The sequence below is a fragment of the Amycolatopsis sp. NPDC043889 genome (assembly GCF_056435645.1).
On record NZ_JBWKEC010000031.1, the window covers coordinates 32,429 to 58,700 of the forward strand.

Below are 26,272 nucleotides of genomic sequence, written 5' to 3' on the forward strand. Positions count from 1 at the left end.
CTTCTCGTTCTCGCTACTCAGCCTGCAGCAGGAAGACGTCCACGCTGAGATTCGACCACTTGCCCGCCACCGCGTAGACGCGGTCGTCGGCCCAGAGATACCGGTAGAACCCCGGGATCGGGCCGGTCTCGTCCTGTTCGGAGTTCCTGATCTGGGCTTCCAGGAACGGCGTCACCTTCCCGTCCGCGACCGCGATCTTGACCGTCCGCTGGGGTCCGGTATTGTACACCGGGCCGACCTGGGCCAGGATCTGGCCGTCCACGATCTTGATCGGCGCCTGGATCGTGCCCTCCGGAACCGAGGCCGTCCACTTGCGCTGTCCGGTGTTCAGATCCACCGCGACCAGCGTGTTCATCTGTCCGCCGATCGTCCTGGTAGGCGTGTAGAACGTGTCGCCGTCCACGATGATGGCGCTCGGATGATGTTCGGTACCCGAGGCGCTGACCCCGAAACCCTGTGACGTGGTGCCGTCGAGCTCCTCCTCGGAGTTGGGTTTGCCACCATCGATCTTCGACTTGAGTTTCAGGTTGTCGTCGAAGAGGAAGTACGTGCCCTGCTCGGTGTTCGAGCCGTACGCCAGCACCGGCTTCACCGACAGGAGACCGATCCCCGAGATCGAGTAGCCGTCGTGAGGGACGCTGTCCTCCAGTTCGACGTTCCCGGTCGCCGGGTCGATCTGCAGCACGGTGACCGAGAAGTCACCGGTGAGGCAGGACGCCACGACGACGGCCTTCCCGTCCCTCGGCATCATGTCGTGCCCCGCGCAGGTGTCTTCGCCGTCGGCCTTGCGGGAGAACGTTTTCGTCCACTTGATCGCGCCGGTGGCCAGGTCGAGGGCCGCGTAGCCCTGGTCCGCGGTGACGAACACGACGTCGCCCATGATCTGCGTGACGACGGCCTCCACCGAGACCACCCGGTCCTGCATCTTCTGCGGGATGGCCATCGGCACCTGCCATCCGAGCTTCCCGTCCTTCAGGTCGAGGATGGTGGCGTTGTCGCAGCTGCCGTCTTCGCTGCCGGCCTTCGCCTTGCCGAAGGCGAGGACGATCTTGCCCTCGACCGGTTCGACTCCGGTGCCGCAGAAGATCTTGCCGCCCGGCGCCTCGGTCAGCCAGCGCTGCTTGCCGTCCGCCCTGGTGAAGGCAGCCACGTACTTGTCGCGGACGACGACGAGGTCGTCTTCGTGCAGCCAGGTGGTGATCCCGTGCTTGTACTCCGGGACGTCCTTCTTCACCCCTGACAGTTCCCATTTGACCTTCGGCGAGCCGGCCGGCGATCCGGAGGCGGGCGGAGGGGCCGCCTGCCCCTGGCCTTCGTCTCCGCCGCCGCTCAGCGTGATCGGCACGATCACCGCGGCGGCGACCACCACGACGATCAGCGGCACGAGCCAGAAGAGGAACTTCTTGCCCTTGGGCGGTTCCTGCCGCGGGGGGCCGTACTGGTTCTGCGGGTAGGGCTGCTGGTGAGGGTGGGGCGGTGGCTGCTGCCAGCCCTGCTGCTGGTGCGGTTGCCAGGGTTGGTGCGGCTGCCATTGCCCGCCACCGGGCGGAGTGGGTGGTCTGGTCATTCGGTTCCCCGGTTGTTTCGGTGCGATCTAAGGTTCGACGGTGTAGATGTCCAGGCTGAACTTCGGAAAACGGCCGCATACGGCGTAGACGCGGCCGTCCGCCCAGAGATAGCGGTAGAGGCCGGAAATCGGCCCGTTCTTGTCGTTGTCGGCGTTCTCGATCGGTGCTTCGACCATCGGCGTCACCGCTCCGTCCGCGACGGCGACCTTGACCACTCGCTGCGGCCCGGTCCGCGTGACGGGCGCGACCTCGGTGATCACCTGGCCGTCCTCGATCGCGAGCGGAGCCATCACGGTGCCCTCGGGCACCTTCGCCGACCACTTGCGCTGCCCGGTCTTCAGATCCACCGCGACCAGCGCGTTCACCGTGCCCGCCTGGGGCATCGTGATGGTGTAGAGCACTTCTTCGGTGACCAGGGCCGGGCTGACGAGGTGTTCGGTGCCGGACGCGTCGCTGTCGAAGCCCTGGCCGTCGGCGCCGGTGAGACCGTCCGGCGTGAACGGGTCGCCACCGTCGATCTTCGACTCGAGCTTCAGGTCGTCCCCGAAGCGGAAGTACGTGCCCGTGTCGGTGGTCTTGCCGTAGACCAGGAGGGGCTTCGCCGAGATGATCCCGACGTTGCCGAGCGAACTGCTCTCCTTCGGCTGGTGCTCCGCCACCTCGATGTTCCCGGTCGACGCGTCGACCCGCAGCATGCTCAGGCCGTAGTCCCCGGTGAGGCAGGTCATCACGACGACGATCTTGCCGTCCCTGGGTACGGCGTCCTGCCCGGCGCAGGTCGGATCGTCGGCCCGGTCGGGTTCGCGCGTATGGGTCTTCGCCCACTTCGGGGCGCCGGTGGCGAGGTCGAGCGCGGCCATTCCCTCGCCCTGCGTGACGAAGACGGCGTCACCGGCGATCTGCAAGATCGCGGACTTGGGCGGGCGGTCGCCCTTGAGCTTCTGAGGCACCTCCATCGGCTGCTGCCAGTGGAGCTTCCCTTCCTTCAGGTTGATGAGGGCAGCGTTGTCACAGGTCTTTTCCTCGCCGTAGGCGAAGGCGATCTTCCCGTCGACCGGTTCCACGGAGGCACCGCACGCCCGCTTCCCGTCCGGCACCTCGGTGAGCCAGCGCCGCTCACCGTTCGCCCTGGTGAACGCGGCGACGTACTTGTCCCGGACGACGACAAGGGTGTCCTCGTGCAGCCAGGTCGTGACGCCCTGCTTGTACTCGGGGACGTCTCCCTCCAGTCCGGACAGCCGCCATTTCACCTTCTTGGCCGCCGGCGCCGAAGTGCTCGGCGGCTGGGCGGCTGGCTCCCGAGGCTCTTCCCCGCCCGCCAGTGCGATCGGGATCACGACGGCCGCGGCGACGACCACCACGATGAGCGGAATCAGCCAGAAGAGGAACTTCTTGGACTTCCCGGGTGGTGGTGGGGGCGCCTGGTGCCAACCGCCTGGGTACTGCTGCTGTGGTGGCTGCGGGTAGCCGTATCCCTGCTGTGGCCAGGGCTGTCGCTGCCCATGCCAGGCCCCATCGGACTGGCTCGGTGTGGTCATTGTGAGATCCCCAGTGTTCGTCGATTCGCGCACAAGCTACCCGGGCGGCAACGGCCTGGCCTGCGAAACCACGTAGGCTGCCTCGCGTGAGCGACAGCAGAGCCGACGAAACGGACGACGAGCGCCGCAAGCGGGGAATGTCACCGGATCCGATCCTCCCCGGCCAGAAGCCGCCGAAGATCACGGTGCCGAAGCCGGTGGCCATCTCGTTCTGGCTGTGGATCCTCGCCGGTGTCGTCCTGGTGGCCGGGCAGATCGCCCTGCTGGTGCTGAAGGACGAACTGACCGAGGGCATCCTCAAGCAGATCAGGGAGAACCCGGTTCCCGGTCAGCCCGCCGATCCGGTGCAGGTCGCTTCCGGCGTGAACACCCTGCTGTGGATGCTGTTCGGCGGCGCGCTCACCTTCGCGGTCCTGTTCGCGCTGTTCGCGTACAAGGCCCGTGAGGGAACGCGGTCGGCCAGGACGGTCCTCACCGTGGGCGCGGTCTTCCTGGTCCTGGTGGAACTGCTGATCCTGCGCGGTTCGCTCAACGTGTTCCTGCTGGTGTCCACCCTGCTGGTGGCGATCGCGCTGGTGCTCATGTACCTGCCCAGCGTCGCCGACCATTTCCCGAAGGTGGGGCGCACGCTGCCATGACCTCCGAGCCGTCCCTCTACGACGAACCCGGCGTCGGCTGGACGGCTTTGCTGTGGGCGCCGCTGTTCGCCCTCGCCGGGCTGCTCGCGGAGCTGGCGACGGGCGGCCCGGTCCACTGGCTCGCCTGGATCCTGGTCGCGGTGGGGCTGGTGGCGATCACCGTGCCCTGGGTGTACGCGCGTCGCCGGTACCTCTCGCTCGAGGTCACCGCGGACGGCTACCGGCAGGGCAGGGAAACGCTTGAGGCGGCCCGGATCGCCGAGGTACTCGAAGACGAGGCCCCGGTCGGCTCGCGGGTCCTCGGCGGAGGTTGGACGATCCCCAAGAAGCACGGCGAAGTCGGGTTGAAACTCGAAGACGGCGTTTTCGTGCGCGCCTGGGCCAAGGATCCGGACGCCCTCCGCGAGGCACTCGGGGATTTGGTGCGTGCCCGCACCACAGAGTCATGAGAAACTGCCCACCGTGATCGACCTTCCCCAGCCGACCGGTGCCGATCTGTGGCCACCGGAGGACTCCCGGCGAGACGCCCGGCTGCACAAACCCCTGCGCGCCGTGGTGGGGGCGGTCGAACTGATCCTCGCCGCGCTCGCGGTGTGGGGTTCCTTCGCGTGCTGGAAGGCCGGTGTCGTCCCGGTCGTGATCACCTACGGCGAGACGACGACGCTTGAATCGCAGCGCTACTTCGGTGGCCCGCTCGCCGGCGCCATCGGGCTGGGCGTGCTGGCCGCGATCCTGGTGGTGGACGCGATCCGCCAGTTCCTGCTCGCCATCCGGGCCAAGGGCCGCAAGCCCAAGGAACCGAAGCTCAGTTGAGCCACACGACCGCGGCGTTGACCGCGGTCGAGAACAGCAGCCACAGCAGATACGGCACGAGCAGCCAGGCCGCGAGTTTCGACCGGCGGCCGAACTCCGCCATCGTGATGGGCACGACGAAGTCCAGCACGACGACGTCGGCCAGGGCGAGGGCGTGTGCGCCGCCGGCGAAGAACAGCGGCGTCCACAGCAGGGTCAGCAGCAGGCAGACGCCGTAGAAGGCGAAGCCGCGCGTTTCGCCGTCGGTGCGCCAGTAGCACCAGCCCGCGAAGGCGACCAGGAGCAGCAGGACCGACCACATCGGCCCGTAGAGCCAGCCCGGCGGCGCCCACGACGGGCGAGCCAGCGCGTTGTGCGTTTCGGAGCGGGTGGCGACCGCCAGCCCGGCCACGATGCCCACGATTCCCGCCATGGCGATGAATCCGGCCAAGGCCTGCCAGCGAAGGCGACGGTGGTGGGTCGGTGGTGACGGCACCGTGGACACGTGGATTCCTCCGCGAGGGTTTCGACGGGAGTGCTCCCACCCTAGTGGGCCTGGTCACGCCGTGCCCGGAACCGCGAGGACCAGGACACGACCTAACGGCGGGTGTCATCCGTGATTTGCGAGACTGGGGACGTGACTACCGGAGTCGATCAGTCCAAGGCATGGTTCGAACGAGCGAAGGCCGTGGTCCCGGGCGGGGTGAACTCCCCGGTGCGGGCCTTCAACTCCGTCGGCGGCACCCCGCGGTTCATGGTGCGCGGCGAGGGCCCGTACCTCTGGGACGCCGACGGCAACCGCTACGTCGATCTGGTCTCCTCGTGGGGCCCGATGATCCTCGGGCACGCGCATCCGGACGTCGTCTCCGCCGCGCGTGAAGCCGCTGTCGACGGGCTGTCTTTCGGCACCCCGACGCGTGGCGAGGTCGAACTCGCCGAAGAGATCATCGGCCGTGTCGAGCCGGTGGAGCAGGTGCGCCTGGTCAACTCCGGCACCGAGGCGACGATGAGCGCGATCCGGCTGGCCAGGGGGTTCACCGGCCGGGCGAAGATCATCAAGTTCGCGGGCTGCTACCACGGTCACGTCGACGCGTTGCTCGCCGAAGCGGGCTCCGGCGTCGCGACCCTCGGCCTCCCGACCTCGCCCGGTGTCACCGGCGCGCAGGCGGCCGACACGATCGTCTTGCCCTACAACGACCTCGACGCGGTCCGGAAGTCCTTTGTGGACAATCCGGACTCGATCGCCGCGATCATCACCGAAGCCGCCGCGGGCAACATGGGCGCCGTCGCCCCGGCCGACGGTTTCAACGCCGGCCTCAAGGAGATCGCGCACGAGCACGGCGCGCTGCTGATCATGGACGAGGTGATGACCGGGTTCCGCGTCTCGAAGGCGGGCTGGTTCGGCCTCGAAGGCGTCGCCGGTGACCTGTACACCTTCGGCAAGGTGATGTCGGGTGGGTTGCCCGCCGCGGCCTTCGGCGGCCGCGCCGACGTGATGGCGAAGCTGGCCCCGGGCGGGCCGGTGTACCAGGCGGGGACGCTGTCGGGGAACCCCGTCGCCGTCGCCGCCGGGCTCGCGACGCTGCGCGCGGCCGACGACGCCGTGTACGCGGCCCTCGACGCGAACGCGAAGCGGCTCGGCGACCTGTTCGACCGGTCGCTGACCGAGGCGGGTGTCACGCACACCGTGCAGTACGCGGGCAACCTGGTCAGCGTGTTCTTCAGCGAGAACCCGGTGACGAACTACCCGGGCGCGCAGGCCTCGGAGACCTGGCGGTTCCCGGCGTTCTTCCACGCGCTGCTGGACAACGGCGTGTACGCGCCGCCGAGCGCGTACGAGGCGTGGTTCGTCAACGCGGCCATGGGCGACGCCGAGTTCGAGATCATCTCCTCCGCGTTGCGCGTCGCCGCCCGCGCCGCCGCCGAGGCGGTCCAGGCGTGAGCGAGACGACGATCGTGCACCTGCTCCGCCACGGTGAGGTGCACAACCCGGACAAGATCCTGTACGGCCGCCTGCCCGGCTTCAAGCTCTCCGACCGCGGACAACGTCAGGCGCTGACGGTCGCCGAAGCCGTCGCGAAGCACGACATCACCTACGTCGTCGCTTCGCCGCTTCAGCGCGCGCAGGAGACCGCGGCGCCGATCGCCGCCGCGCACCGCCTCGACGTCGACACCGACGATCGGCTCATCGAGGCGGACAACCAGTTCGAGGGCGAGCGCGTCGCAGTCGGCGATGGCGCCCTTCGCCAGCCGAAGCACTGGCCGAAGCTGGTCAACCCGTTCCGGCCGTCCTGGGGCGAGCCGTACGTCGAGATCGCGCACCGCATGCTCGGCGCCATCCACCGCGCGCGGCGGGCGGCCGAGGGCCACGAGGCGCTGTGCGTCTCGCACCAGCTCCCGATCTGGACCGTGCGGCGGTTCCTGGAGGCGAAGCGGCTCTGGCACGACCCGCGCAACCGACAGTGCTCGCTCGCGTCGCTGACCAGCCTGGTCTTCGAGGGCGAGGAACTCGTGCGGATCGTCTACAGCGAGCCCGCCGGCACGACCGACCCGAAGGTGACCGGCGCATGAAGCGACTCGTGGCGGCCGTCGTCGGGCTGGCGCTCGTCGTCACCGGCTGCACCACCGGCAAGGACGCCGTCGTCACCGGCGGCTCGTTCAACTTCGTGTCGCCGGGCGGGAAGGTCGACATCACCTACGACGTCGCGGACCGCCAGCCGTCGCCGACGCTGTCCGGCGACGACCTGATGAACGAGGGCAAGCAGCTCTCGATCGCGGACTTCCCCGGCAAGGTCATCGTGCTGAACCTGTGGGGCCAGTGGTGCGGGCCGTGCCGCGTCGAGGCGCCGGAGATGCAGAAGGTCTACGACCAGACCAAGGCGTCCGGCGTCGAGGTGATCGGCATCGATCTGCGCGACAACGACCGGAAGCCGCCGCAGGATTTCATGCGGGACCGGAAACTGACGTACCCGTCGATCTACGACCCGTCGGGGCGGACGCTGCTGCAGCTTTCGGGTTATCCGCGCAACATCATCCCGTCGACGATCGTGCTGGACAAACAGCACCGCGTCGCCGCGGTGTTCCTGCGGGACCTGCTGGCGTCGGACCTGCTGCCCGTCGTCCAGCGCCTGGCCGCCGAACCCGCCTGACCACTTCACGCGTTTCGTCCTCTGAATGCGGTCCTTGCGTGTGCAACTACCGCGTTCAGAGGACGAAACGCGGTAAAGGGGACGGGACCAAGGTCCTGACCGGGTGCGACGTAGGTCCCGTTGGGCCAGCCCCGGCGTTTTCACTTGAACCACACTCCCTACGCTCCTTTGCGTGAACGGTGTTACCGAGCTGGCGCTCTCAGGGCCGCTGCTGCTCGCGGCGGGTGTGGCGCTGCTGGCCGGGACGATCTCCTTCGCGTCGCCGTGCGTCGTGCCGCTGGTGCCCGGGTATCTCGCGTACCTGGCGGCGCTGGTCGGCGCGGACGCCCCCGCGGTCAGCCCCGACGAGGGGCGCAAGAAGGGCCGCTACGCCGTCGTCGGCGCGGCGGCGCTGTTCGTGCTCGGGTTCACCGTCGTCTTCGTGGTGACGCTGGGGACGCTGGTGTGGATCGCCGACGTCGTCCAGCTCAACATGGATCTCCTCCAGCGCCTCGGCGGCGTGCTGACCATCGCGATGGCGCTGGTCTTCCTCGGCTGGATCCCTGGCCTGCAGCGCGAGTTCCGGTCGCACCATGTGCCGCGCGGCGGACTGTGGGGCGCGCCGGTGCTCGGCGCGGTGTTCGGGCTCGGCTGGACGCCGTGCATCGGGCCGACGCTGTCCGCGGTCACCACCCTGGCCAGCGCCACCGGCGGCGCCGCTGTCCGCGGCTACGCGCTGATCCTGGTGTACTGCCTCGGCCTCGGCGTCCCGTTCCTCCTCATCGCGGTCGGCGCCCGCTGGGCCGTCCGCGCCACCGACTGGCTGCGCCGCCACGGCCGTCAGGTACAGGTCTTCGGCGGTGTCCTGCTGATGATCGTCGGCATCCTGCTGGTGACCGGGCTGTGGGGCGACATGATCGGCTGGATCCGGAACACCCTCGTGAACGACCTCAGGCTGCCCTTGTGACCACCCGATACCGCCCGACGCCGCTCAAGCGCGCCATCGCCTTCCTGCGCAACACCTGGCGCGGACTGACGTCGATGCGCACCGCGCTGGTGCTGCTGTTCCTGCTCGCGCTCGCCGCGATGCCCGGCGCGCTGCTGCCGCAGCGGAACCTCAACGTCGCCAAGACCGACGAGTACATCGCCGCGCACGGCTGGTGGGGCGAACTGCTCGACCGTTTGCAGTTCTTCGAGGTCTACGGCAGCGTCTGGTTCTCGGCGATCTACATCCTGCTGATGGTCTCGCTCATCGGCTGTCTCGCGCCGCGCAGCTTCGAGTACGCGAAGGCGATGCGCGCGAAGCCGGTGCTCACGCCGCGCAAGCTCTCGCGGATGCCGCATCACGTGTCCACCACGACCGACCGGACCCCCGAGACGGTCATGAAGGACACGCACACGCTGCTCAAGGGCTGGCGCCGTGTCGAGCGCGAAGAGGCAGACGGAAGCCGGAGCATCTCCGCCGAACGCGGGTACCTCCGCGAGACCGGCAACCTCGTCTTCCACTTCGGCATGCTCGGCCTGATCATCTTCTTCGCGCTGGGGAAGATGTTCGGCTACGAAGGCCAGGTCATCGTCCAGGCCGACGGCAGCCCGTGGTGCAACTCCGGGATCCTCGGCTACGACACCTTCAACGCCGGGCTGCGCGTCGACGGCACCGACCTCAACGCGTTCTGCATCCGCCTCAAGGACTTCGAGGCGCGCTACACCGAGAACGGGCAGGCGAACTACTACCACTCCAACATGGAGTACCAGTCCGGCGAAGACCTGAAGACCGGCGCGTGGAAGCCGTACGGACTCGAAGTCAACTCGCCGCTGCGCACCGCGGGAGACCGCGTCTACCTGCTGAACTTCGGCTACTCCCCGAAGTTCACCGTGACCTTCCCCGACGGCACCGTGCGCACCAACATCACTCCGTGGCGTCCCGCCGACGAGCCGACGAAGCTCTCCGAAGGCGCGACGAAGATCGACCAGCCGGGCATCGCGGACCCGATCGAACGCCGCACCCGTCAGCTCGCGATCACCGGCCTGCTCGCGCCGACCGCGTTCATGCACGGCAACGTGCTCACGTCTTCGCGGCCCGAGGCGAACAAGCCGGCCGTGGCCGTCGACATCTACCGTGGCGACCTCGGTCTCGACGCCGGCCGCGGGCAGTCGATCTTCCAGATCGACCAGTCGCTCGTCGAGGACGGCAGGCTCAAGAAGCTCACGCGGCAGAACCTGGACCAGGGCCAGGAGACCGTGCTGGACGACGGCACGAAGGTTCGCTTCGACGGCGTCCAGGAATGGGTCGCCATCCAGGTCTCGCACGATCCGGTGCAGGGCTGGGTGCTGGTCTGCGCGGTCGCGATGCTGATCGGGCTGGCGGGATCGTTGCTGGTCAAACGGCGCCGGGTGTGGGTGCGGGTGACCCCGGCGCGCGAAGGTGAGACGGGTACCGTGATCGAGGTCGCCGGGCTGGCGCGCACCGATCAGGCGGGCTACGGCGAAGAGTTCCAGCGGATCAGCGACAAGCTGGTCCAGGGGCAGAGAGGCAACTAGAGGTCATGCCGATCAACGAGACGCTGTCCCAGTACAGCGACTACTCCTACACCACCGCGGCGGCGATCTACGTCCTCGCGCTGATGTTCGCCCTCATCGAGCAGGGCTTCGGCGCGAAGGGCCGTCTGGCGGCGCAGCGCAGCATGCAGCGCTCCCGCGAACTGGTCGGCGCGGGCGGCCCGCCGCCGGCTTACGGGACGCCCGTCGAGCCCCCGCGCGAGATCGGCCGCCCCGAGCGCATCGGCCGCATGGGCGCCGCGCTGCTGGTGCTGGCCGCGCTGCTGCACCTGGCCGCGATCGTGCTGCGCGGGTTCGCCGTGCACCGCGCGCCGTGGGGCAACCTCTACGAATACGGCATGGCCACGACCTTCATCGCCGTCGTGACCTGGCTCGTCATCATGCGGAAGTTCCCGGTCCGCCACCTCACCGGCTTCCTGCTGCTGCCGGTCGTGATCCTGATGTTCGTCAACGGCACCATGCTGTACACGACGGCCGCCCCGGTGCAGCCCGCGCTCCAGTCGTACTGGCTGATCATCCACGTTTCCGCGGCGATCATCGGCTCGGGTGTCTTCCTGGTGCCGGGTGTCGCGAGCGTCCTTTACCTTTTCCGCGCCGCACACGACGACAACCCGGCGAAGTTCGCCAAGTTCGGCCCGAAGCTGCCCGCCGCGGACGTGCTCGACCGCATCGCCTACCGCACCACCATCTTCGCCTTCCCGATCTTCACCTTCGGCGTGCTCTGCGGCGCGGTGTGGGCCGAGGCGGCGTGGGGCCGGTTCTGGGGCTGGGACCCCAAGGAGACCGTCGCCTTCGTGGCGTGGGTCGTCTACGCGGCGTACCTCCACTCCCGTGCCACCGCGGGCTGGCGCGGGAAGAGGGCCGCGATCATCAACATCGTCGGGTTCTCCGCGACGATCTTCAACATGTTCTTCGTGAACCTGGTGACGTCGGGCCTGCACTCCTACGCCGGGGGCTGACCGCCGCCCCTGCGCGCGTGCCGACTACCGTCAATACTGAGGTAATCGGGGAAGACGTGCGCGGAGGAGGAATTCAGCGGTGACCGGACCCAGCGAAGAATCGGCTCCTGGCCACCCCGAACCCACCGAGAGCGTCCAGCCCTCGGAGTTGTTCTCCGAGGACCGGACGGATTCGGCGCCGCACCCGACGGCGAGCGGCTTCGAGGCCGAGCCGACCCAGGTCGTCCAGCCGCAGTACCCGCCGCAGCAGGCCCAGTACCCGCAGCAGCAGCCGCCGCTGCCGCAGCCGTCGCAAGGGCAGTATCAGCAGCCCTACGACCAGAACCTGCCCCCGCTGCACCCTCAGCAGCCCCAGCAGGCCCCGCCGCAGCCTGCCGCCCAGTACCCGCCGCAGCAGCAGTACGCGCAGCCGCCGCAGCAACAGGCGGTGCCGGGGCTTCCGCAGCCGCAGGGCAGGCACGCGCTCCCGGACGAGCTCGCCACCGCGAGCCTGGTGAAGCCGCAGAAGCGCAAGCCGCAGTCGGGCTGGCGCAAGGCCCTCTACGTGGGCACCGGCAAGCTCGTCAACCCGGGCGAGAGCCCCAAGGACACGCGCAAGCGCGAGCTGATCGCGCAGATCAACCAGCCGCTGCGCGGGTGTTACAAGATCGCGATGCTGAGCCTCAAGGGCGGCGTCGGCAAGACCACCACGACGACCACGCTGGGCTCGACGTTCGCTTCGCTGCGCGGTGACCGGGTCGTCGCCGTCGACGCGAACCCGGACCGCGGGACGCTGTCGCAGAAGATCCCGATCGAGACCACCGCGACCGTGCGGCACCTGCTGCGGGACGCGGACAAGATCACCAGGTACAGCGACGTCCGTTCGTACACCTCGCAGGGTGGGAGCAGGCTGGAGATCCTCGCCAGCGAGCAGGACCCGGCGGTTTCGGAGGCTTTCTCCGAGGACGACTACCGGCGCACGGTCAACCTGCTGGAGCACTTCTACAACATCGTGCTCACCGACTGCGGGACCGGTTTGATGCACTCGGCGATGAAGGGCGTTTTGGACGTCGCGGACGCGCTGGTGGTGGTCTCTTCAGGCTCCGTCGACGGGGCGCGCAGTGCGTCGGCCACGCTCGACTGGCTGGAAGCGCACGGCTACGGTGACCTGGTCAAACGCTCTGTCGCGGTGATCAACTCGGTGCGGCCGAAGGGTGGCTCCGTCGATCTCGACAAGCTCGCCGCGCACTTCGGCGCGCGCGTCCGTTCGGTGTGCCGGATCCCGTTCGACCCGCATCTGGAAGAGGGCGCCGAGATCGAGCTGGACCGGCTCGACGCGGACACCCGGCTGGCGTTGCTGGAACTGGCCGCCACCGTCGCCGACGGTTTCGGCGGCCAGCAGTACCAGCCGATCCAGCCTTAGTCCATCCATGCCCCCGCCGCCACCCTCAACGGAGGAGCGGGGCTCCCAGGCCTAGTCTTTGTCCTCGTCTTTACCTTTGCGCTGCTGCTCACCTAGCTTGCGCAGGAAGTCGGGGTCGTCGTCCGGGGCCAGCGTCGGTCGCGACGAGGGTATCCCGACGCGCTCGATCCCGAACGCGCGCCACAACACCACGGCGACGGTGAGCGCTCCGATGGCCGCGAGCAGATAGATCATGCTCGGTCCCTTTCCGCGTGGAGGACGTTGCTCAGTCCCACGAGGCTAGCCCCTTTGCCGCGCGCGGGGGGACTCATGGATACCCCAATGTGACGAAGGGCGGTTACGAGCCCTTCGTCACTGGAGTCCTTCTTGCGGGAAATGCCTGCTCAGACCTTGCGAGCGGGCTCGCTGGCGTCGGTGGTGAGCTCGGCGAGGAGTTCGTTCACCTCGGCCTCGCGGAACCGGCGGTGCCCGCCGGGGGTGCGGATCGAGCCGATGCGGCCCGCGGTCGCCCAGCGGGTCACGGTCTTGGGGTCGACCCGGAACAGAGCCGCCACTTCGCCGGGGGTGAGCAACCTGCCGCCCATGGTCGCGGTCATTTTCCGCCTCCTTCACGGTTCCAGTGCTAAACCGGAGGCGGGCCCTGTGCCCGTCGTGCCGGGTAGCCAACACGGCAATCGTTGCATCTCACCCGTCAGGTACTCGAACGGTTGTCCAACAGTAAAGAGCCCTTAAAGGTCAAAACCGACAACCGCGACATGCGCCTTCCGGCCCCGCGGTCTTGTCACGGATGTACGAAAACGCGCCCTGATCACGCGAATCGGGCCGTGGCACCTAAGGTGTAGCGGTGGACCAGGTGGATCGGAAGATCATCGCGGCATTACGGGAGAACGGGCGGGCTACCTACGCCGACCTCGGCCGGTCTGTCGGGCTCTCGGCTTCATCAGTGCACGAACGGGTCGGCAAACTCGAGGCCGCCGGCGTGATCACCGGCTACCACGCCATGGTCGACCCGAACACGGTCGGACTCGGGGTGACGGCGCTGGTCGGCATCCACCCCACCGACACCGCGACCGAGGACGACGTCGCGGAGGCGCTCGGGGCACTGGACGAGGTCGAAAGCTGCTACGCCGTCGCGGGCGACGAAGCCTTCGTCGTCAAAGTGCGGGTGGCGACCGTCGACGATCTGGAGCGGACCCTCGGCAGGCTGCGGCGGATCCCCGGTGTCGGCCGCACGAACACCACCGTCGTGCTCTCCACCCGCTTCGAAGGACGGCCCAACAACGCGGGCCTGGACGAGGGCCGCAACGGCAGCGCGTAGCCTGCCATGGTGTGAGCGATAATCACCTGCCCCGTGACCTGACGCTGTACGTGCTGGCCAGGTTCCTCCTGGTCGGGGTCATCGCAGGCGGCTTGCTGCTGGTCAACGTCCCGCTGCTCGTCGCGTTGCTGATCGGCCTGGTCGTGGGGCTGCCGCTGGGCCTGCTGCTGTTCCGCCCGCTGAACGCGCGCGTGACCGCCGGGCTCGCCCGCCGCAACGAAAAGCGCGCTCGCGCCCGTGCCGAACTGCGCTCGCAGCTCCGCGGCGACCGGGTGGACGGCGCAGCGTGAGCCTCCTGCACAGCCGCAGCTGGGTCCGCGAAGCCGTCCGCATCATCGAGGCCGACGCGAACCGCAGTGCCGACACGCACCTCCACGTCTTCCCGCTGCCCCCGGAGTGGGGCGTGGACCTGTACCTGAAGGACGAGTCCGTCCACCCGACCGGCTCGCTCAAACACCGGCTCGCGCGTTCGCTGTTCCTGTACGGCCTGGTGAACGGTCAGATCGGGCCGGACACCGTGCTCGTCGAGGCGTCCAGCGGCTCGACGGCGGTTTCGGAGGCGTATTTCGCGCGGATGCTCGGGCTGCGGTTCATCACCGTGGTGCCGCGCAGCACCTCGCCGGAGAAGATCGCGCTCATCGAGTTCTACGGCGGCGAATGCCACTACGTCGACCGCGCGCCGGACATGTACCCGGAGGCCGAACGGCTCGCTTCGGAGTGCAACGGCCACTACCTCGACCAGTTCACCTACGCGGAGCGCGCGACGGACTGGCGCGGGAACAACAACATCGCCGAGTCGGTGTACGCGCAGATGCAGTCCGAGCGGCACCCTGTGCCGACGTGGATCGTCGTCGGCGCCGGGACCGGTGGCACGAGCGCGACCTTTGGCCGCTACGTGCGCTACGTGCGGCACACCACGAAGATCGCCGTCGTCGACCCGGAGAACTCGTCGTTCTTCGGCGCCTGGCAGACCGGGGCGCTCGACTACAGCACCGGCATGCCTTCGCGGATCGAGGGAATCGGGCGGCCGCGCGTCGAGCCGTCGTTCGTGCCCGGCGTGATCGACGAGATGTTCCAGGTGCCGGACGCCGCTTCGCTGGCGGCCATCCGCGTGCTGCGCGAGCGGACCGGGCACTGGGCGGGCGGCTCGACCGGGACGAACCTCTTCGGCGCCTTCACGCTGATCTCGCGGATGGTCTCGGAAGGCCAGGCGGGCAGTATCGTCACGCTGCTGTGCGACGGCGGGGAGCGGTACGCCAACACGTACTACGACGACGTGTGGCTAGCGCAGAAGAACATCGACATCGCGCCTTACCTGGAGAAGTACCGGGAGTTCCTGGGGAGCGGGAAGCTCGCCCCAGAGGACTGAGGCACTGGGGTCTTTCGCAACGTCGGCTGGGCGGCCTACCTCAGGGGCGCCGGATCACCAAAAGAGCAAGGGACCTTTGCTATCGCGTGGGCCGCATTTAGTGGTCGCCCAGGCGTCGGAGCGCTACAGGTAGTGGCCCTAAGGCAAAAGCTCAAGGGATGAACGGTGCGTTCATCCCGCAGGGGCCGACGTGAGCCCGACTGGTCGTGACCGGCCCTCTCACGCCGCACTGTGTGGATTCCGGGTCACCCAACGTCCCGAAATCCACACAGTCCCGCATCAAGGGGGACTCACAAGGCGAGAGCGACGGCCGTCAGCACCGCCCACCCCAGCATCGCGAACCCGGTGTCCCGCAGCGCCGGGATCAGCGCCCGTCCCCGCGCCCCGCCGCCGACGGCCTTGACCGACTTCAGCAGCAGCGGCGCGGTCAACAGGCCCAGCAGCGCCCACGGCGTCACGAAGGCGAGCAGCACACTCACGACGTACGGGATGGCGACCAGCGTCAGATAAAGGCGCCGGGTGCCGTCGTCGCCGAGCCGGGTGGCGAGCGTGCGCTTGCCGGACTCGATGTCGGTCGGGATGTCGCGGAGGTTGTTGGCGGTCAGCACGCCGGTCGAGAACGAGCCGACGGCGACCGCGCAGCCGAGGGCGGTCCAGCTGAGCTGTCCGGCTTGGACGTACACGGTGCCCAGAACCCCGGCCAGCCCGAAGAAGACGAAGACCGCGATCTCGCCGAAACCGTAGTAGCCGTAAGGCTTCTTACCGCCGGTGTAGAACCAGGCGCCGAGGATGCAGACCGCGCCCATCGCCAGCAGCCACCACAGCCCGCTGATCGCGACCAGCACGAGTCCGAGGACTCCGGCGAGCCCGAGGGCCACGAGAGCGGCCGCCAGGACGGCCTTCGGCTTCGCGACTCCGGAGCCGACCAGCCGCAGCGGGCCGACGCGGTTCTCGTCGGTGCCGCGGATGCCGTCGGAGTAGTCGTTGGCGTAGTTGACGCCGACGATCAGCGCCAGCGAGACGAGCAGCGCGAGAATCGAGCGGACCCAGGAGAAGCCGTCGAGCGCGATCGCCGCGCCGACTCCGGCGACCACCGGCGCCACCGCGTTGGGCAGCGTCCGCGGGCGCGCCCCTTCGATCCATTCACCAGCAGTCGCCATGCCGCCATTCTGGCCCTGGCCACTACCGGCCGGTATGCGGGGCTCGTCACCTGCTCGAGGCATCGCGAGCAGGTGACGAGTCCGCGCTACTTGAGGTCGTCGATCACGTCTTCCAGGGTCCAGGTGAGGGTGCCGCTGTTCGGAACGGCGGTCTCCGGTTCGTCCGCCAGCGCGGGCCCGGCCAAAGCGACCAGTCCCATCGTGACGGCGGTGCAGGCCAATACTGTGCGTGTCCAGCGCGTCATACGTAGACGTAAACCCGCGGGTAATGATCGTGTCAACAACGTCCCAGTAATCGGTGGGGAATTCACGACCTTCGTAGGAGATTCCTGACGGCCGTCCTGTCGACCTTGCCGGGGCCTCGCAACGGCAGCTCTTCGGCGAATTCGACCCGCTTCGGAGCAGCGGCCGCGCCGGCCTCTTCACGGCACGCGGCACGCAGCGAATCGACGTCGCGACCAGCGCCGACGACGAGCGCGACGACGGCTTCGCCCCACTCCGGGTCAGGTACCCCGACCACGCACGCGTCCCGGATCCCGGGCTGCGCGGTCAGGATCCGCTCGACGGTCGCGGCGGCCACCTTCACGCCGCCGGTGTTGATCATGTCGTCGATCCGGCCGAGGATCTCCAACCGCCCGTCGGCCGACCACCGGCCGCGGTCGGAAGTGTGGAACCGGCCGTCCTCGAACGCCTCCGCGGTCAGGTCGGGTCGCAGCCGGTAGCCGTGCGCGAGAACGTCACCCGTGATACAGACCCGCTCGTCCTCGAGTGCGACGCGTACTCCGTCCAGCGGTACGCCGTCGTAGACGCAGCCGCTCGCGGTCTCGCTCATGCCGTACGCGGGCACGATCTTCACGCCCGCTTCGGCGGCGCGCTCGCGCAGATCCGCTGTCGTCGCCGCGGCGCCGACGATGATCGCGTCGAAGGCGCGGGCCGCCGCCAGACCGGGGCCGCCCGCGTCGAGCAGCCGCCCGAGCTGGGTCGGCACGAGTGCGGTGTAGCGCGGGCCGTCCAGGGACAGCAACGGCGCGGCGGCTTCCGCGAAGTCGTCCGGCCGGAAACCGGACGCGTGCAGCACGGACGGCGTCGTCCCGGCCAGCAGCGAGCGCACCAGCACCTGGAGCCCGCCGATGTAGTGCGCCGGGGTCGCGAGCAACCAGTGGCCCGGTCCGCCGAGCCGCGCATGGGTGGCGTGCGCCGACGCGGTGAGCGCCGACGCCGACAGCAGCACACCCTTCGGCTCGCCGGTGGAGCCGGAGGTGGCGATGATCACCGCCGTTCCGGGTTCGGCCGGGCGCTTCGGCTCCATCGCGTCCCGCGGGACCTCGGACGTGTAGGGGAGGACGGCCTGGCCGCCGTCGAGCGCCTCGGCCAGTGCCGAGGTCAGCTCGTCGACCGACCCTGGACTCCCGTCCACCTCCACCGCACGCATCCCACCACCCTACGTCCCGCATTTCGTCCTCTGAATGCGATCGTTGCGCACGCAACTACCGCATTCAGAGGACGAAACGCGAGGGGTCAGTAGTAGTACGGGAAGGCCGACCAGTCGGGGGAACGCTTCTCCAGGAAGGAGTCGCGCCCTTCGACGGCCTCGTCCTGCATGTACGCCAGTCGAGTGGTTTCGCCGGCGAAGAGCTGCTGGCCGACCAGACCGTCGTCCGTGAGGTTGAACGCGTACTTCAGCATCCGCTGCGCCGTCGGCGACTTGCCGTTGATCGCCCACGCCCAGTCCAGCGCCTCGGCCTCGAGCTCCGCGTGCGGGACGGCGGAGTTGACCGCGCCCATCGCCTGCATCTGCTCGGCGGTGTACTCGCGGCCGAGGAAGAAGATCTCCCGCGCGAACTTCTGCCCGACCTGCTTGGCCAGGTACGCCGAGCCGTAGCCGCCGTCGAAGGAGCCGACGTCGGCGTCGGTCTGCTTGAACCGCGCGTGCTCGGCCGAGGCGAGCGTGAGGTCGCACACGACGTGCAGCGAGTGCCCGCCGCCGGCGGCCCAGCCCGGGACGACCGCGATGACCACCTTCGGCATGAACCTGATCAGCCGCTGGACCTCGAGAATGTGCAGCCTTCCGGCCCTGGCCGGATCGATCGTGTCGGAGGTCTCCCCATCCGCGTACTGATACCCGGAGCGTCCGCGAATACGCTGGTCACCACCGGAACAAAACGCCCAGCCGCCGTCCTTCGGCGAGGGGCCGTTGCCGGTGAGCAGGACGCAGCCGACGTCCGAGCTCATCCGCGCGTGGTCGAGCGCGCGGTACAGCTCGTCGACGGTGTGCGGGCGGAAGGCGTTGCGGACCTCGGGACGGTCGAACGCGACACGTACGACACGTTTGCCTGAGCGGCTCTCAGAGGAGCGGTGATAGGTGATGTCGGTGAAGTCGAAACCTTCGACCTCGGTCCACAAGGCGGGGTCGAACAGCTCGGAAACCTGGGCGTCATCCACGTTTGGGAGAATAGGACGTGTGGCCGTGAGTCGTAGTGTGAAACCCGAGGTCTGCCGGTGAATCCATCCACCGCGCAGGCCAGGGTCATCGTCGACGAACTCGTCCGCAACACCGTCTCGCACGTCGTCCTCTGCCCGGGCTCACGCAACGCCCCGCTGTCGATCGCGCTGTACGACGCGGCGGCCGCCGGACGGCTCCAGCTGCACGTCCGCATCGACGAACGTGGCGCCGCCTTCCTCGCCCTCGGCATCGCCGCGCGCACCGGCCGCCCCGTGGCCGTGCTGTGCACGTCGGGCACCGCGGCCGCGAACTTCCACCCCGCCGTGCTGGAGGCCGACCGCGCCGGTGTCCCGCTGATCGTGCTGACCGCCGACCGGCCGCCCGAGATGCGGGCCGCCGGCGCGAGCCAGGTCATCGACCAGCACCAGCTCTACGGCAACGCCGTCCGCTACTTCGACGAGCTCGCCGTCGCCGAACGCCGCGCCGGGCAGAACTCGTACTGGCGCGGCCAGATCTGCCGCGCCTGGAACGCCGCTTACGGCGAATGGCGCTGCGGGCCGGTGCACCTGAACATCCCGTTCCGGGAGCCGCTCGTGCCCGATATCGATGATGACGGCGAGTGGTACGAGTCACTCGAAGGGCGTCCCGACGGCGCTCGCTGGACGGAGCTTCCCGACTTCGGCGCGCTTCCCTCGTTCGTGGTGCCCTCGGCCCGCCACGGCCTGGTCATCGCGTGCGACACCGGCGTGCAGGCGGCCAGCGAATGGGCCGAACTGCACGGCTGGCCGGTCGTCTCCGAGACCGGCGGCATCGGGATGGCGGGCGCGACGGCGATCTCGTCGGGCGCTTGGTTGCTCGGCGTCGAGGAGTTCATCTCGCGGCACAAGCCCGAACAGGTCCTGTGCATCGGGCGCCCGACGGTGTTCCGGCAGGTCCAGCGGGTGCTGTCCGATCCGGACGTCGAGGTGCTGCTGGTCCGGCCCGATTCGGACTGGCCAGCGCCCGCGCACAACGTCCGCCAGGTCGGCCAGTGGTTCGACGAGCCGACCAAACCGGCCGATCCGGAGTGGCTCGCCGGCTGGCAGCGCGCGGACAAGGCGGCGTCGGCGGCGGTGACCGAAGCACTGGCCGACGAACCGTGGCCGAGCGGGCTGCGCCTGGCGACCGAGCTGGTCGACGCGGTCCCGGAGGGGTCGCTGCTGGTCGTGGGCTCGTCCAACCCGACCCGTGACGTCGCCCTCGCCGGACGGCTGCGGCCCGACGTCCTCGTGCACCGCAACCGCGGCGTCGCCGGGATCGACGGCATGGTGTCGACCGCGATCGGCGCCGCGACCGTCCACAGGGGACATTCGTACGCCCTGCTCGGCGACCTGACGTTCCTGCACGACGCGAGCGGCCTGCTGACCGGGCCCGCCGAACAGCGCCCCGACCTGACGATCGTGGTGCTCAACGACGACGGCGGCGGCATCTTCTCCCTGCTGGAGCAGGGCGCGCCCGAGCACAACGCCAGCTTCGAGCGGGTCTTCGGCACACCGCACGGCGCCGACCTCGGTGCCCTGTGCGCCGGTTACCGCGTGCCGCACGTCGTCGCCGAGACGCTCACCGAGTTCCGTGCGGCGCTCAAGCCCGCGCCGGGGCTGCGGGTGGTGGAGGTCCGCGTGGACCGAACGCGACACCGTGACCTGCACGCGCGCCTCCGTACGGCGGTTTCGTCGGCCGTACGCGCTGTCTAGCCGTTTTTGATCTCAGTCCAGGGGCTAGGAACCCCTCCTTCGGACGTGTCTCCGCGTTGATCGTCTGGCTACGTTCGAGCGCGCTGACAAATCCTGGGAGGATTCGCAATGCGCTTGAAGACTCGCGCCGGCTTCGCCGGATTGACCGCGGGCGTCGTCTCGGTGCTACTCGCCGGCAGCGCGGCCGCCGCACCCGCGCCCGGCTCGATCGGCATCGGCGACCCGTACTACCCGCACGCCGGGAACGGCGGCTACGACGTCGCTCACTACGACCTCCGGCTGACCTACCAGCCGTCCACCGACCTGCTGTCCGGCGCCACGACGATCCTGCTCACCGCGACGCAGGACCTCTCGGCGTTCAACCTCGACTTCGGGCTGAAGGTGTCGAGCGTCCGGGTCGGCAACCGGCCCGCGAAGTTCGCGACATCGACCGACGGCACCGGTGAGCTGACCGTCACGCCGGCCTCGCCGTTGAAGAAAGGCCAGACGGCGACGGTCGTCGTCGCCTACGCGGACACGCCGTCGAAGGTGAAGATCGACGGCTTCACCGCCTGGAAGAAGACCCCGGACGGCGCGCTGGCCGTCGACGAACCGCAGAGCGCGGCCTGGTGGTTCCCGTCCAACGACCACCCGACCGACCTGGCCACCTACGACGTCTCGGTCGAGGTCCCGAACGACGTCGCCGCGCTGTCGAACGGCACGCTCGTGCGCAAGACGGTGCAGCGGCCGGGCTGGACGCGCTGGAACTGGCGCAGCACCAAACCGCAGGCGACGTACCTCACGTCGCTGGAGGTCGGCAAGTTCGAGGTGAACGAGCAGACCACGCCGGACGGCAAGCCGTTCATCACCGCCTACGGCGCCGACCTCGGCGAATCGCTCGGCGCGGCCAAGGCCAGCATCGAGCGGACGCCGGAGATCACCGAATTCCTCGCTTCGAAGTTCGGGCCCTACCCGTTCGAGGCGCAGGGCGGCGTCGTCACCACCGGCATCACCTTCGCGCTGGAGAACCAGACGCGGCCGGTGTACGGCGCCAGGGCCTTCCGGTCCGGCTCCAACACGTCGATCGTCGCGCACGAGCAGGCGCACCAGTGGTTCGGCGACAGCGTCACGCTCGGCAAGTGGAGCGAAATCTGGCTGAACGAGGGCTTCGCCTCCTACGGCGAGTTCCTGTGGTCGGAGGAGAGCGGCGAGGGCACGGCAGACGAACTCGCCCAGTACATCTACGACTCGGTGCCAGCCGAGGACCCGTTCTGGCAGGTCCTGCCCGCCGACCCGGGCGCGGACAACCAGTTCGACGCGGCCGTCTACGACCGCGGCGCGCTCGCCGTGCACGCGTTGCGCAAGGCTGTGGGTGACGACACGTTCTTCCGGATCCTGCAGACCTGGCAGCAGGTGAAGAAGGCCAAGTCGGCGGTGATCGGAGAGTTCATCGCGCTGGCGGAGAAGATCTCGGGCAAGCCGCTGTACGACCTGTTCCAGACGTGGCTGTACACCAAGGGCAAGCCCGCGGCGAGCCCCAACGGCACGCAGACTCTCCGGGCCGCTGTGGCGCCTGTCGCACCGAAGTCCTACCCGCAGATCAAGGCGACTCATGAATTCCTCGCCGAGCGACACGCCCACTGACGGGTAGCGCTACGCTCGCGGCGTGACGGCCAAAGCGGAGCGGGTGAGGCGCATCGGGTGGTATGCCACCCTCGTTGTCGCCTCACTCGTCACCGTGCTCGGCGTCTCGCTGCTGTTCGCCGCCATCCGCAACGACAGCGCGATCGAAGCGCAGCTCGGGCAGGCGACGGCGCAGGTCGAGTCGGTGGCCTTCGACCGAACGATCATCAACTACGCGACCCCCGACGGCATCATGCACAGCCCGGCCAACGGTGTGCTCTACCCGGCCGGGCTCGCCGCCGGGCAGCTCGTGAACATCGAGTACGACGTCGGCGACCCGGAACTCGCGCGGGTGGCGGGCCGCTCGGCGGCGAACACGCTGCTGCCGCTGGGCAGCATGATCTTCTTCACCTGGCTGATCGCCGGCCCGCTGCTGTGGTGGATCCGGCGGCAACGGCTGGCTTACCGGCACTCGCTCGCCGAGTCGTCCGCCTGATCACGTGAGTTGCGCCCTCAATCACGTGAGTCCCGCTCCTGATCACGCGAGTTACGCCTTCAAGCACGTGAGTCCCGCCGCCAAGCACGCGAGTTCCGTGCCCAGCCCCGCGAGCCTGCTGTGCGGAATCGGCGAACTCGCGTGATCAGGAGGCGAACTCGCGTGCTTGGAGGCGTAACTCGCGTGATGGGGGACGGAACTCGCGTGATCGGAAGGCGAACTCAGCCGACCGACTCCTGCCACCAGCCCAAGACCTCGTCGGCCACCCCCGGCGCCGCGACCAGGAGCGCGTCGACGGGCAGGGCCGCGCCTTCCCCGTGCCGGTCCAGGACCACGGCACCCGCTTCGATGGCCAGCGCGACCGATCCGGCGACGTCCCATTCGCGGTAGCTGTGCAGCACCGCCGCGGCCGCGTGCCCCAGCGCGACCTGCGCGATCGCCAGCGCCGCCGAGCCGAGCACCCGGACCCCGGCGTGCGCGGCGGCGGCCCGTTCGATGAACTGGCCCATCCCCGGCCAGACACCCTTCCGCGTGAGCTCCGTGCAGACGATCGCCCCCGCGGTCCCGCACCGGTCGGTGAGCGTGATCGGCTTGCCGTTCGCCCGCGCGCCGCGGCCGCGCGCGGCGGCGTAGATCTGGGCGCGGTACGGGTCCGCGACCACGCCGACCACCGGACCCGAAGCGTCGATCAGGGCGAGGCTGTACGCGCACCACGGCACACCGGCGACGTAGTTCGCGGTGCCGTCGACCGGGTCGACCACCCAGCGGTACTCCGCGACGTCGGCCCCGTGGTCGGCACCGAATTCACCGCCGACGACGGGGATGCCGGGGAATTCCGCGGTCAGCACGCGCCGGGTGTGGCGTTCGAGAATCCGGTCGGTGTCGGTGACCCAGTCGAAGGGTGAGTCCTTCGGATCGGGTTGGGCGCCCCGGCCCGCGGTCGCGGTGATCACGTCGGTCGCGTCGTTGGCCAGCCGCCCGGCCACTTCGAGGGCCCTCGACACCAGCCCTGGCTCGACGGGCTGAGGCGGCCTTGACGACAGGAGGGTCATGCCTGATTAGTGTGGCCGAGCCTGGTTTACGGAACACGACCTTGAGATGACATGTCGTCTGTTCCGTTTTTGTTGGCGTGGGCGTCACAACCGGATGCGACAGTGATCCGCGTGCGAGTCGCGATAGTCACCGAAAGTTTCCTGCCCCAGGTGAACGGCGTGACCAACTCCGTGCTCCGCGTCGTGGAACACCTCCGCGACCGCGCGCACGACGTGCTGATCATCGCTCCGGGGCCGGGTCCCGTGGAGTACCTCGGCGCCCCGGTCGTGCGCATCCCCGCCCTCGACTTCCCCGGCGTGAACTCCCTCCCGGTCGGCGTGCCGACCAGGACGGTGCTCACCGCGCTGGCCGATTTCGGCCCGGACGTGGTGCATCTGGCGTCACCGTTCGTGGTCGGCGCCCGCGGGCTCGCCGCGGCCAGACGGCTGCGGGTGCCGTGTGTCGCGGTGTACCAGACCGACATCGCCGGGTTCGCCGCCGCGTACGGCTTCGGCATCGCCGCCCGCGCGGCCTGGCGCTGGGTGCGCCGCCTGCACTCGCGGGCCGACCGCACGCTCGCGCCGTCGACGGACTCGGTGGAGCAGCTGAAACTGCACGGGATCCCGCGGGTGCACCGCTGGGCGCGTGGCGTCGACATCGAGCGGTTCTCGCCGGTCCACGCAGACCTCGCGTTGCGGGCCGAGTTGGCGCCGAACGGCGAACTGCTGGTCGGTTTCGTCGGCAGGCTCGCGCCGGAGAAGGAGGTCGAGCGGCTGACCGCGCTCGCCGGGGTCGACGGCATCCGCGTGGTCGTCGTCGGTGACGGGCCGGAGTTGCCGATGCTGCGCGAGCGGATCCCGGGTGCGGCGTTCCTCGGCGCCCGGTACGGCGAAGAGCTTTCCGCCGCGTACGCGAGCCTCGACGTGTTCGTCCACACAGGACCGCACGAGACGTTCTGCCAGGCCATCCAGGAAGCGATGGCGTCCGGGCTGCCGGTGCTGGCGCCGAACGCGGGCGGGCCGAAGGATCTGGTCCTGCCCGGCCGCACGGGGTACCTGCTGCCCGCCGACCGGGCCGGGTTCGCGACGGCGCTGGTGGACAAGGTGAACGACCTGCGCGACGAAGCGTTGCGAGCCAGGCTGGGGGAGAAGGCGCGCAAGGTCGTGCTGGGCCGGACCTGGCCCGCCGTCTGCCATGAACTGGTCGGCCATTACGAGGCAGTCCAGGGCAAGATCGCGCGCGCGGCCTGACGATGTACCGGCTGGGAAGGAACCGGGCACGAGGCGGACTGGAATGCATCGGCCGGAAAGGAACCGGGCACAAGGCGGACTCGAAATGCACATAGTCCAGCTGGCCAACTTCTACGGGCCACGCTCGGGCGGGCTGCGGACGGCGCTGCATCACCTCGGTGCCGGTTACGTGGCGAGCGGTCATCAAGTGACTCTCGTGGTGCCGGGGCGGCGCTACGCGGACGAGACACTGCCCTCGGGAGTCCGCCGGTTTTCCCTTCCCGCACCGCAGATCCCGGGCACCGGCGGCTATCGCGCGGTCGATCCGCACCGGGTGCGCGCGGTGCTGAAACACCTGGAACCGGACAGGCTGGAAGTGTCCGACAGGCTCACCCTGCGCGGCATGGGCGTGTGGGCGCGGCGCAACGGCGTGCCCAGCATGGTGATCTCGCACGAGCGGCTGGACAGGCTGCTGGAGCAGTTCCTGATGCCGGAACCCGTCGCGCGGCGCGTCGCGGACGTCGCGAACCGGCGGATGGCGCGGCGCTACGACACGGTCGTCTGCACGACGGCGTTCGCCCGCGCGGAGTTCGACCGGATCGCCGCGCCGAACGTGCGCCGGGTTCCGCTCGGCGTCGACCTCACGACGTTCACCCCGGCCCGGCGCGACGACGACTGGCGGCACACGCTGACCGGGAACGCCGACGCCCTGCTCGTCCACTGTGGACGCCTGTCGCCGGAGAAGCACGTCGAGCGCAGCGTGGACACCGTCGCCGAGCTGACCGAGGCGGGGCACCGCGTTCGGCTGGTGATCGCCGGTGACGGCCCTCGGCGGCGTGCGCTGGAGCGGCGGGCGCGCGGGCTGCCGGTGACCTTCCTCGGTTTCCTGACCGGGCGCGGCGACGTCGCGCGGCTGCTCGCCAGCGCCGACGTTTCCCTCGCGCCCGGTCCACACGAGACGTTCGGGCTGGCCGCGCTGGAGGCGCTCGCTTCGGGGACGCCGGTGGTGGTCTCGGCGTCGTCGGCGCTGCGGGAGATCGTGCGGCCCGGCTGCGGCGAGGCGGTCGACGATCGCGCCCCCGCTTTCGCCGGTGCGGTCACCGGTCTGCTGGAGCGTCCCGAGGACGCGAGGCGCGCGGCGGCCCGGGCTCGCGCGGAGGAATTCGCCTGGCCGAGATCGGTGCGGGGAATGCTCTCCGCACTCAAGTGATCTCCATCCGTGCCCCCGCCACCACCCTCAACTGAGGAGCTTCGCTCCCAGACTTGGTCTTTGTATCTCTTTTGTACAACCGGCATTCATCGTCCC

General features: G+C 69.3%; 28 protein-coding genes. 18 read left to right on the top strand and 10 right to left on the bottom strand.

Annotation, left to right across the window (positions count from 1 at the left end; translation table 11 throughout):
* Nucleotides 1-13 precede the first annotated feature (13 nt).
* Together AC0685_RS35605 and AC0685_RS35610 are read right to left on the bottom strand one after the other, a co-directional pair.
* Entirely contained in the window at nucleotides 14-1,567 is a 1,554-nt protein-coding gene (locus AC0685_RS35605; RefSeq protein ID WP_478229503.1) for an outer membrane protein assembly factor BamB family protein, read from the bottom strand.
* A gap of 27 nt (nucleotides 1,568-1,594) precedes the next feature.
* A complete protein-coding gene (locus AC0685_RS35610; protein ID WP_478229504.1) occupies nucleotides 1,595-3,106 on the bottom strand; it encodes an outer membrane protein assembly factor BamB family protein in 1,512 nt (503 codons plus the stop codon).
* An 86-nt stretch (nucleotides 3,107-3,192) separates the two neighbouring features.
* Here AC0685_RS35610 and AC0685_RS35615 point away from each other — a divergent pair, with 86 nt between their 5' ends.
* The 3 genes from AC0685_RS35615 to AC0685_RS35625 are packed head-to-tail and all read left to right on the top strand — an operon-like array spanning nucleotide 3,193 to nucleotide 4,557.
* The gene (locus AC0685_RS35615; protein WP_378434401.1) at nucleotides 3,193-3,744 is read left to right on the top strand and encodes a hypothetical protein; all 552 of its coding nucleotides are present in this window, start codon (nucleotides 3,193-3,195) and stop codon (nucleotides 3,742-3,744) included.
* Nucleotides 3,741-4,193, top strand: a complete 453-nt coding sequence (locus AC0685_RS35620; RefSeq protein ID WP_478229505.1) for a hypothetical protein — start codon at nucleotides 3,741-3,743, stop codon at nucleotides 4,191-4,193. The genes AC0685_RS35615 and AC0685_RS35620 overlap by 4 nt, the downstream gene beginning before the upstream one ends.
* Nucleotides 4,171-4,557, top strand: a complete 387-nt coding sequence (locus tag AC0685_RS35625; protein WP_478229506.1) for a hypothetical protein — start codon at nucleotides 4,171-4,173, stop codon at nucleotides 4,555-4,557. Before AC0685_RS35620 ends, AC0685_RS35625 begins: the two co-directional genes overlap by 23 nt.
* Here the strand turns inward: AC0685_RS35625 and AC0685_RS35630 are convergent.
* Entirely contained in the window at nucleotides 4,550-5,041 is a 492-nt protein-coding gene (locus AC0685_RS35630; protein WP_340684887.1) for a TspO/MBR family protein, read from the bottom strand. The genes AC0685_RS35625 and AC0685_RS35630 overlap by 8 nt on opposite strands.
* Before the next feature lie 132 nt (nucleotides 5,042-5,173).
* Between AC0685_RS35630 and hemL the strand changes: the two genes are divergently transcribed.
* The 7 genes from hemL to AC0685_RS35665 all read left to right on the top strand — a co-directional run bounded on the left by hemL (nucleotide 5,174) and on the right by AC0685_RS35665 (nucleotide 12,584).
* Nucleotides 5,174-6,478 (top strand): glutamate-1-semialdehyde 2,1-aminomutase, encoded by a 1,305-nt coding sequence (gene hemL / locus AC0685_RS35635; RefSeq protein ID WP_340684886.1) that lies wholly within the window; start codon nucleotides 5,174-5,176, stop codon nucleotides 6,476-6,478.
* Nucleotides 6,475-7,107 carry a histidine phosphatase family protein gene (locus tag AC0685_RS35640; RefSeq protein ID WP_340684885.1) on the top strand — a complete coding sequence of 211 codons (633 nt, stop codon included), beginning with the start codon at nucleotides 6,475-6,477 and terminating at the stop codon, nucleotides 7,105-7,107. The genes hemL and AC0685_RS35640 overlap by 4 nt, the downstream gene beginning before the upstream one ends.
* Nucleotides 7,104-7,685, top strand: a complete 582-nt coding sequence (locus tag AC0685_RS35645) for a TlpA family protein disulfide reductase (RefSeq protein ID WP_478229507.1) — start codon at nucleotides 7,104-7,106, stop codon at nucleotides 7,683-7,685. The genes AC0685_RS35640 and AC0685_RS35645 overlap by 4 nt, the downstream gene beginning before the upstream one ends.
* 172 nt (nucleotides 7,686-7,857) lie before the next feature.
* On the top strand, nucleotides 7,858-8,631 hold the full coding sequence (locus AC0685_RS35650) for a cytochrome c biogenesis CcdA family protein (protein ID WP_125678892.1): 774 nt from the start codon (nucleotides 7,858-7,860) through the stop codon (nucleotides 8,629-8,631).
* Nucleotides 8,632-8,705: 74 nt separating this feature from the next.
* Nucleotides 8,706-10,205: a cytochrome c biogenesis protein ResB gene (resB, locus tag AC0685_RS35655; protein WP_478229545.1), complete on the top strand. Its 1,500-nt coding sequence runs from the start codon at nucleotides 8,706-8,708 to the stop codon at nucleotides 10,203-10,205.
* 5 nt (nucleotides 10,206-10,210) lie between these two features.
* A complete protein-coding gene (ccsB, locus tag AC0685_RS35660; RefSeq protein WP_478229508.1) occupies nucleotides 10,211-11,182 on the top strand; it encodes a c-type cytochrome biogenesis protein CcsB in 972 nt (323 codons plus the stop codon).
* A gap of 79 nt (nucleotides 11,183-11,261) precedes the next feature.
* Complete coding sequence (locus AC0685_RS35665) at nucleotides 11,262-12,584, top strand: MinD/ParA family ATP-binding protein (protein ID WP_478229509.1); 1,323 nt, start codon at nucleotides 11,262-11,264, stop codon at nucleotides 12,582-12,584.
* 51 nt (nucleotides 12,585-12,635) lie between these two features.
* On the opposite strand, the gene AC0685_RS35670 is transcribed toward AC0685_RS35665, so the two are convergent.
* Together AC0685_RS35670 and AC0685_RS35675 are read right to left on the bottom strand one after the other, a co-directional pair.
* Entirely contained in the window at nucleotides 12,636-12,818 is a 183-nt protein-coding gene (locus AC0685_RS35670; RefSeq protein ID WP_478229510.1) for a hypothetical protein, read from the bottom strand.
* A 149-nt stretch (nucleotides 12,819-12,967) separates the two neighbouring features.
* Complete coding sequence (locus AC0685_RS35675) at nucleotides 12,968-13,180, bottom strand: BldC family transcriptional regulator (protein ID WP_005151795.1); 213 nt, start codon at nucleotides 13,178-13,180, stop codon at nucleotides 12,968-12,970.
* Between the two features lie 248 nt (nucleotides 13,181-13,428).
* Here AC0685_RS35675 and AC0685_RS35680 point away from each other — a divergent pair, with 248 nt between their 5' ends.
* From AC0685_RS35680 to cds1, 3 genes are read left to right on the top strand one after another with little or no spacing between them, the layout of a single operon-like run.
* A complete protein-coding gene (locus tag AC0685_RS35680) occupies nucleotides 13,429-13,902 on the top strand; it encodes an Lrp/AsnC family transcriptional regulator (protein WP_034310644.1) in 474 nt (157 codons plus the stop codon).
* An 11-nt stretch (nucleotides 13,903-13,913) separates the two neighbouring features.
* Nucleotides 13,914-14,192 carry a DUF4229 domain-containing protein gene (locus AC0685_RS35685; protein WP_007030895.1) on the top strand — a complete coding sequence of 93 codons (279 nt, stop codon included), beginning with the start codon at nucleotides 13,914-13,916 and terminating at the stop codon, nucleotides 14,190-14,192.
* Nucleotides 14,189-15,271 (top strand): L-cysteine desulfhydrase Cds1, encoded by a 1,083-nt coding sequence (cds1, locus tag AC0685_RS35690; RefSeq protein WP_478229511.1) that lies wholly within the window; start codon nucleotides 14,189-14,191, stop codon nucleotides 15,269-15,271. The genes AC0685_RS35685 and cds1 overlap by 4 nt, the downstream gene beginning before the upstream one ends.
* A 290-nt stretch (nucleotides 15,272-15,561) precedes the next feature.
* Here the strand turns inward: cds1 and AC0685_RS35695 are convergent, their stop codons facing one another.
* From AC0685_RS35695 to AC0685_RS35710, 4 genes are all read right to left on the bottom strand, one after another.
* The gene (locus AC0685_RS35695) at nucleotides 15,562-16,431 is read right to left on the bottom strand and encodes a 1,4-dihydroxy-2-naphthoate polyprenyltransferase (RefSeq protein ID WP_478229512.1); all 870 of its coding nucleotides are present in this window, start codon (nucleotides 16,429-16,431) and stop codon (nucleotides 15,562-15,564) included.
* Nucleotides 16,432-16,517: 86 nt separating this feature from the next.
* On the bottom strand, nucleotides 16,518-16,676 hold the full coding sequence (locus tag AC0685_RS35700) for a hypothetical protein (protein WP_340684878.1): 159 nt from the start codon (nucleotides 16,674-16,676) through the stop codon (nucleotides 16,518-16,520).
* A gap of 62 nt (nucleotides 16,677-16,738) precedes the next feature.
* Complete coding sequence (menE, locus tag AC0685_RS35705) at nucleotides 16,739-17,863, bottom strand: o-succinylbenzoate--CoA ligase (protein ID WP_478229513.1); 1,125 nt, start codon at nucleotides 17,861-17,863, stop codon at nucleotides 16,739-16,741.
* Nucleotides 17,864-17,949: 86 nt separating this feature from the next.
* Nucleotides 17,950-18,873 carry a 1,4-dihydroxy-2-naphthoyl-CoA synthase gene (locus AC0685_RS35710; protein WP_038520089.1) on the bottom strand — a complete coding sequence of 308 codons (924 nt, stop codon included), beginning with the start codon at nucleotides 18,871-18,873 and terminating at the stop codon, nucleotides 17,950-17,952.
* A 57-nt stretch (nucleotides 18,874-18,930) separates the two neighbouring features.
* On the opposite strand from AC0685_RS35710, the gene menD reads away from it, so the two are divergent.
* The 3 genes from menD (at nucleotide 18,931) to AC0685_RS35725 (ending at nucleotide 22,705) form a co-directional block, all read left to right on the top strand.
* A complete protein-coding gene (gene menD / locus AC0685_RS35715; RefSeq protein ID WP_340684876.1) occupies nucleotides 18,931-20,607 on the top strand; it encodes a 2-succinyl-5-enolpyruvyl-6-hydroxy-3-cyclohexene-1-carboxylic-acid synthase in 1,677 nt (558 codons plus the stop codon).
* Between the two features lie 108 nt (nucleotides 20,608-20,715).
* Nucleotides 20,716-22,230 (top strand): M1 family metallopeptidase, encoded by a 1,515-nt coding sequence (locus tag AC0685_RS35720; protein WP_478229514.1) that lies wholly within the window; start codon nucleotides 20,716-20,718, stop codon nucleotides 22,228-22,230.
* A gap of 22 nt (nucleotides 22,231-22,252) precedes the next feature.
* Nucleotides 22,253-22,705, top strand: coding sequence for a DUF3592 domain-containing protein (locus AC0685_RS35725; RefSeq protein ID WP_478229515.1), 453 nt, complete (start codon nucleotides 22,253-22,255; stop codon nucleotides 22,703-22,705).
* A gap of 221 nt (nucleotides 22,706-22,926) precedes the next feature.
* Here AC0685_RS35725 and AC0685_RS35730 read toward each other — a convergent pair whose 3' ends face one another.
* On the bottom strand, nucleotides 22,927-23,757 hold the full coding sequence (locus AC0685_RS35730; protein ID WP_457958541.1) for an inositol monophosphatase family protein: 831 nt from the start codon (nucleotides 23,755-23,757) through the stop codon (nucleotides 22,927-22,929).
* 111 nt (nucleotides 23,758-23,868) lie between these two features.
* On the opposite strand from AC0685_RS35730, the gene AC0685_RS35735 reads away from it, so the two are divergent.
* Both AC0685_RS35735 and AC0685_RS35740 read left to right on the top strand, forming a co-directional pair.
* Entirely contained in the window at nucleotides 23,869-24,987 is a 1,119-nt protein-coding gene (locus AC0685_RS35735) for a glycosyltransferase family 4 protein (RefSeq protein WP_478229516.1), read from the top strand.
* Nucleotides 24,988-25,072: 85 nt separating this feature from the next.
* Nucleotides 25,073-26,176 (top strand): glycosyltransferase family 4 protein, encoded by a 1,104-nt coding sequence (locus tag AC0685_RS35740; RefSeq protein ID WP_478229517.1) that lies wholly within the window; start codon nucleotides 25,073-25,075, stop codon nucleotides 26,174-26,176.
* Nucleotides 26,177-26,272: the final 96 nt, after the last annotated feature.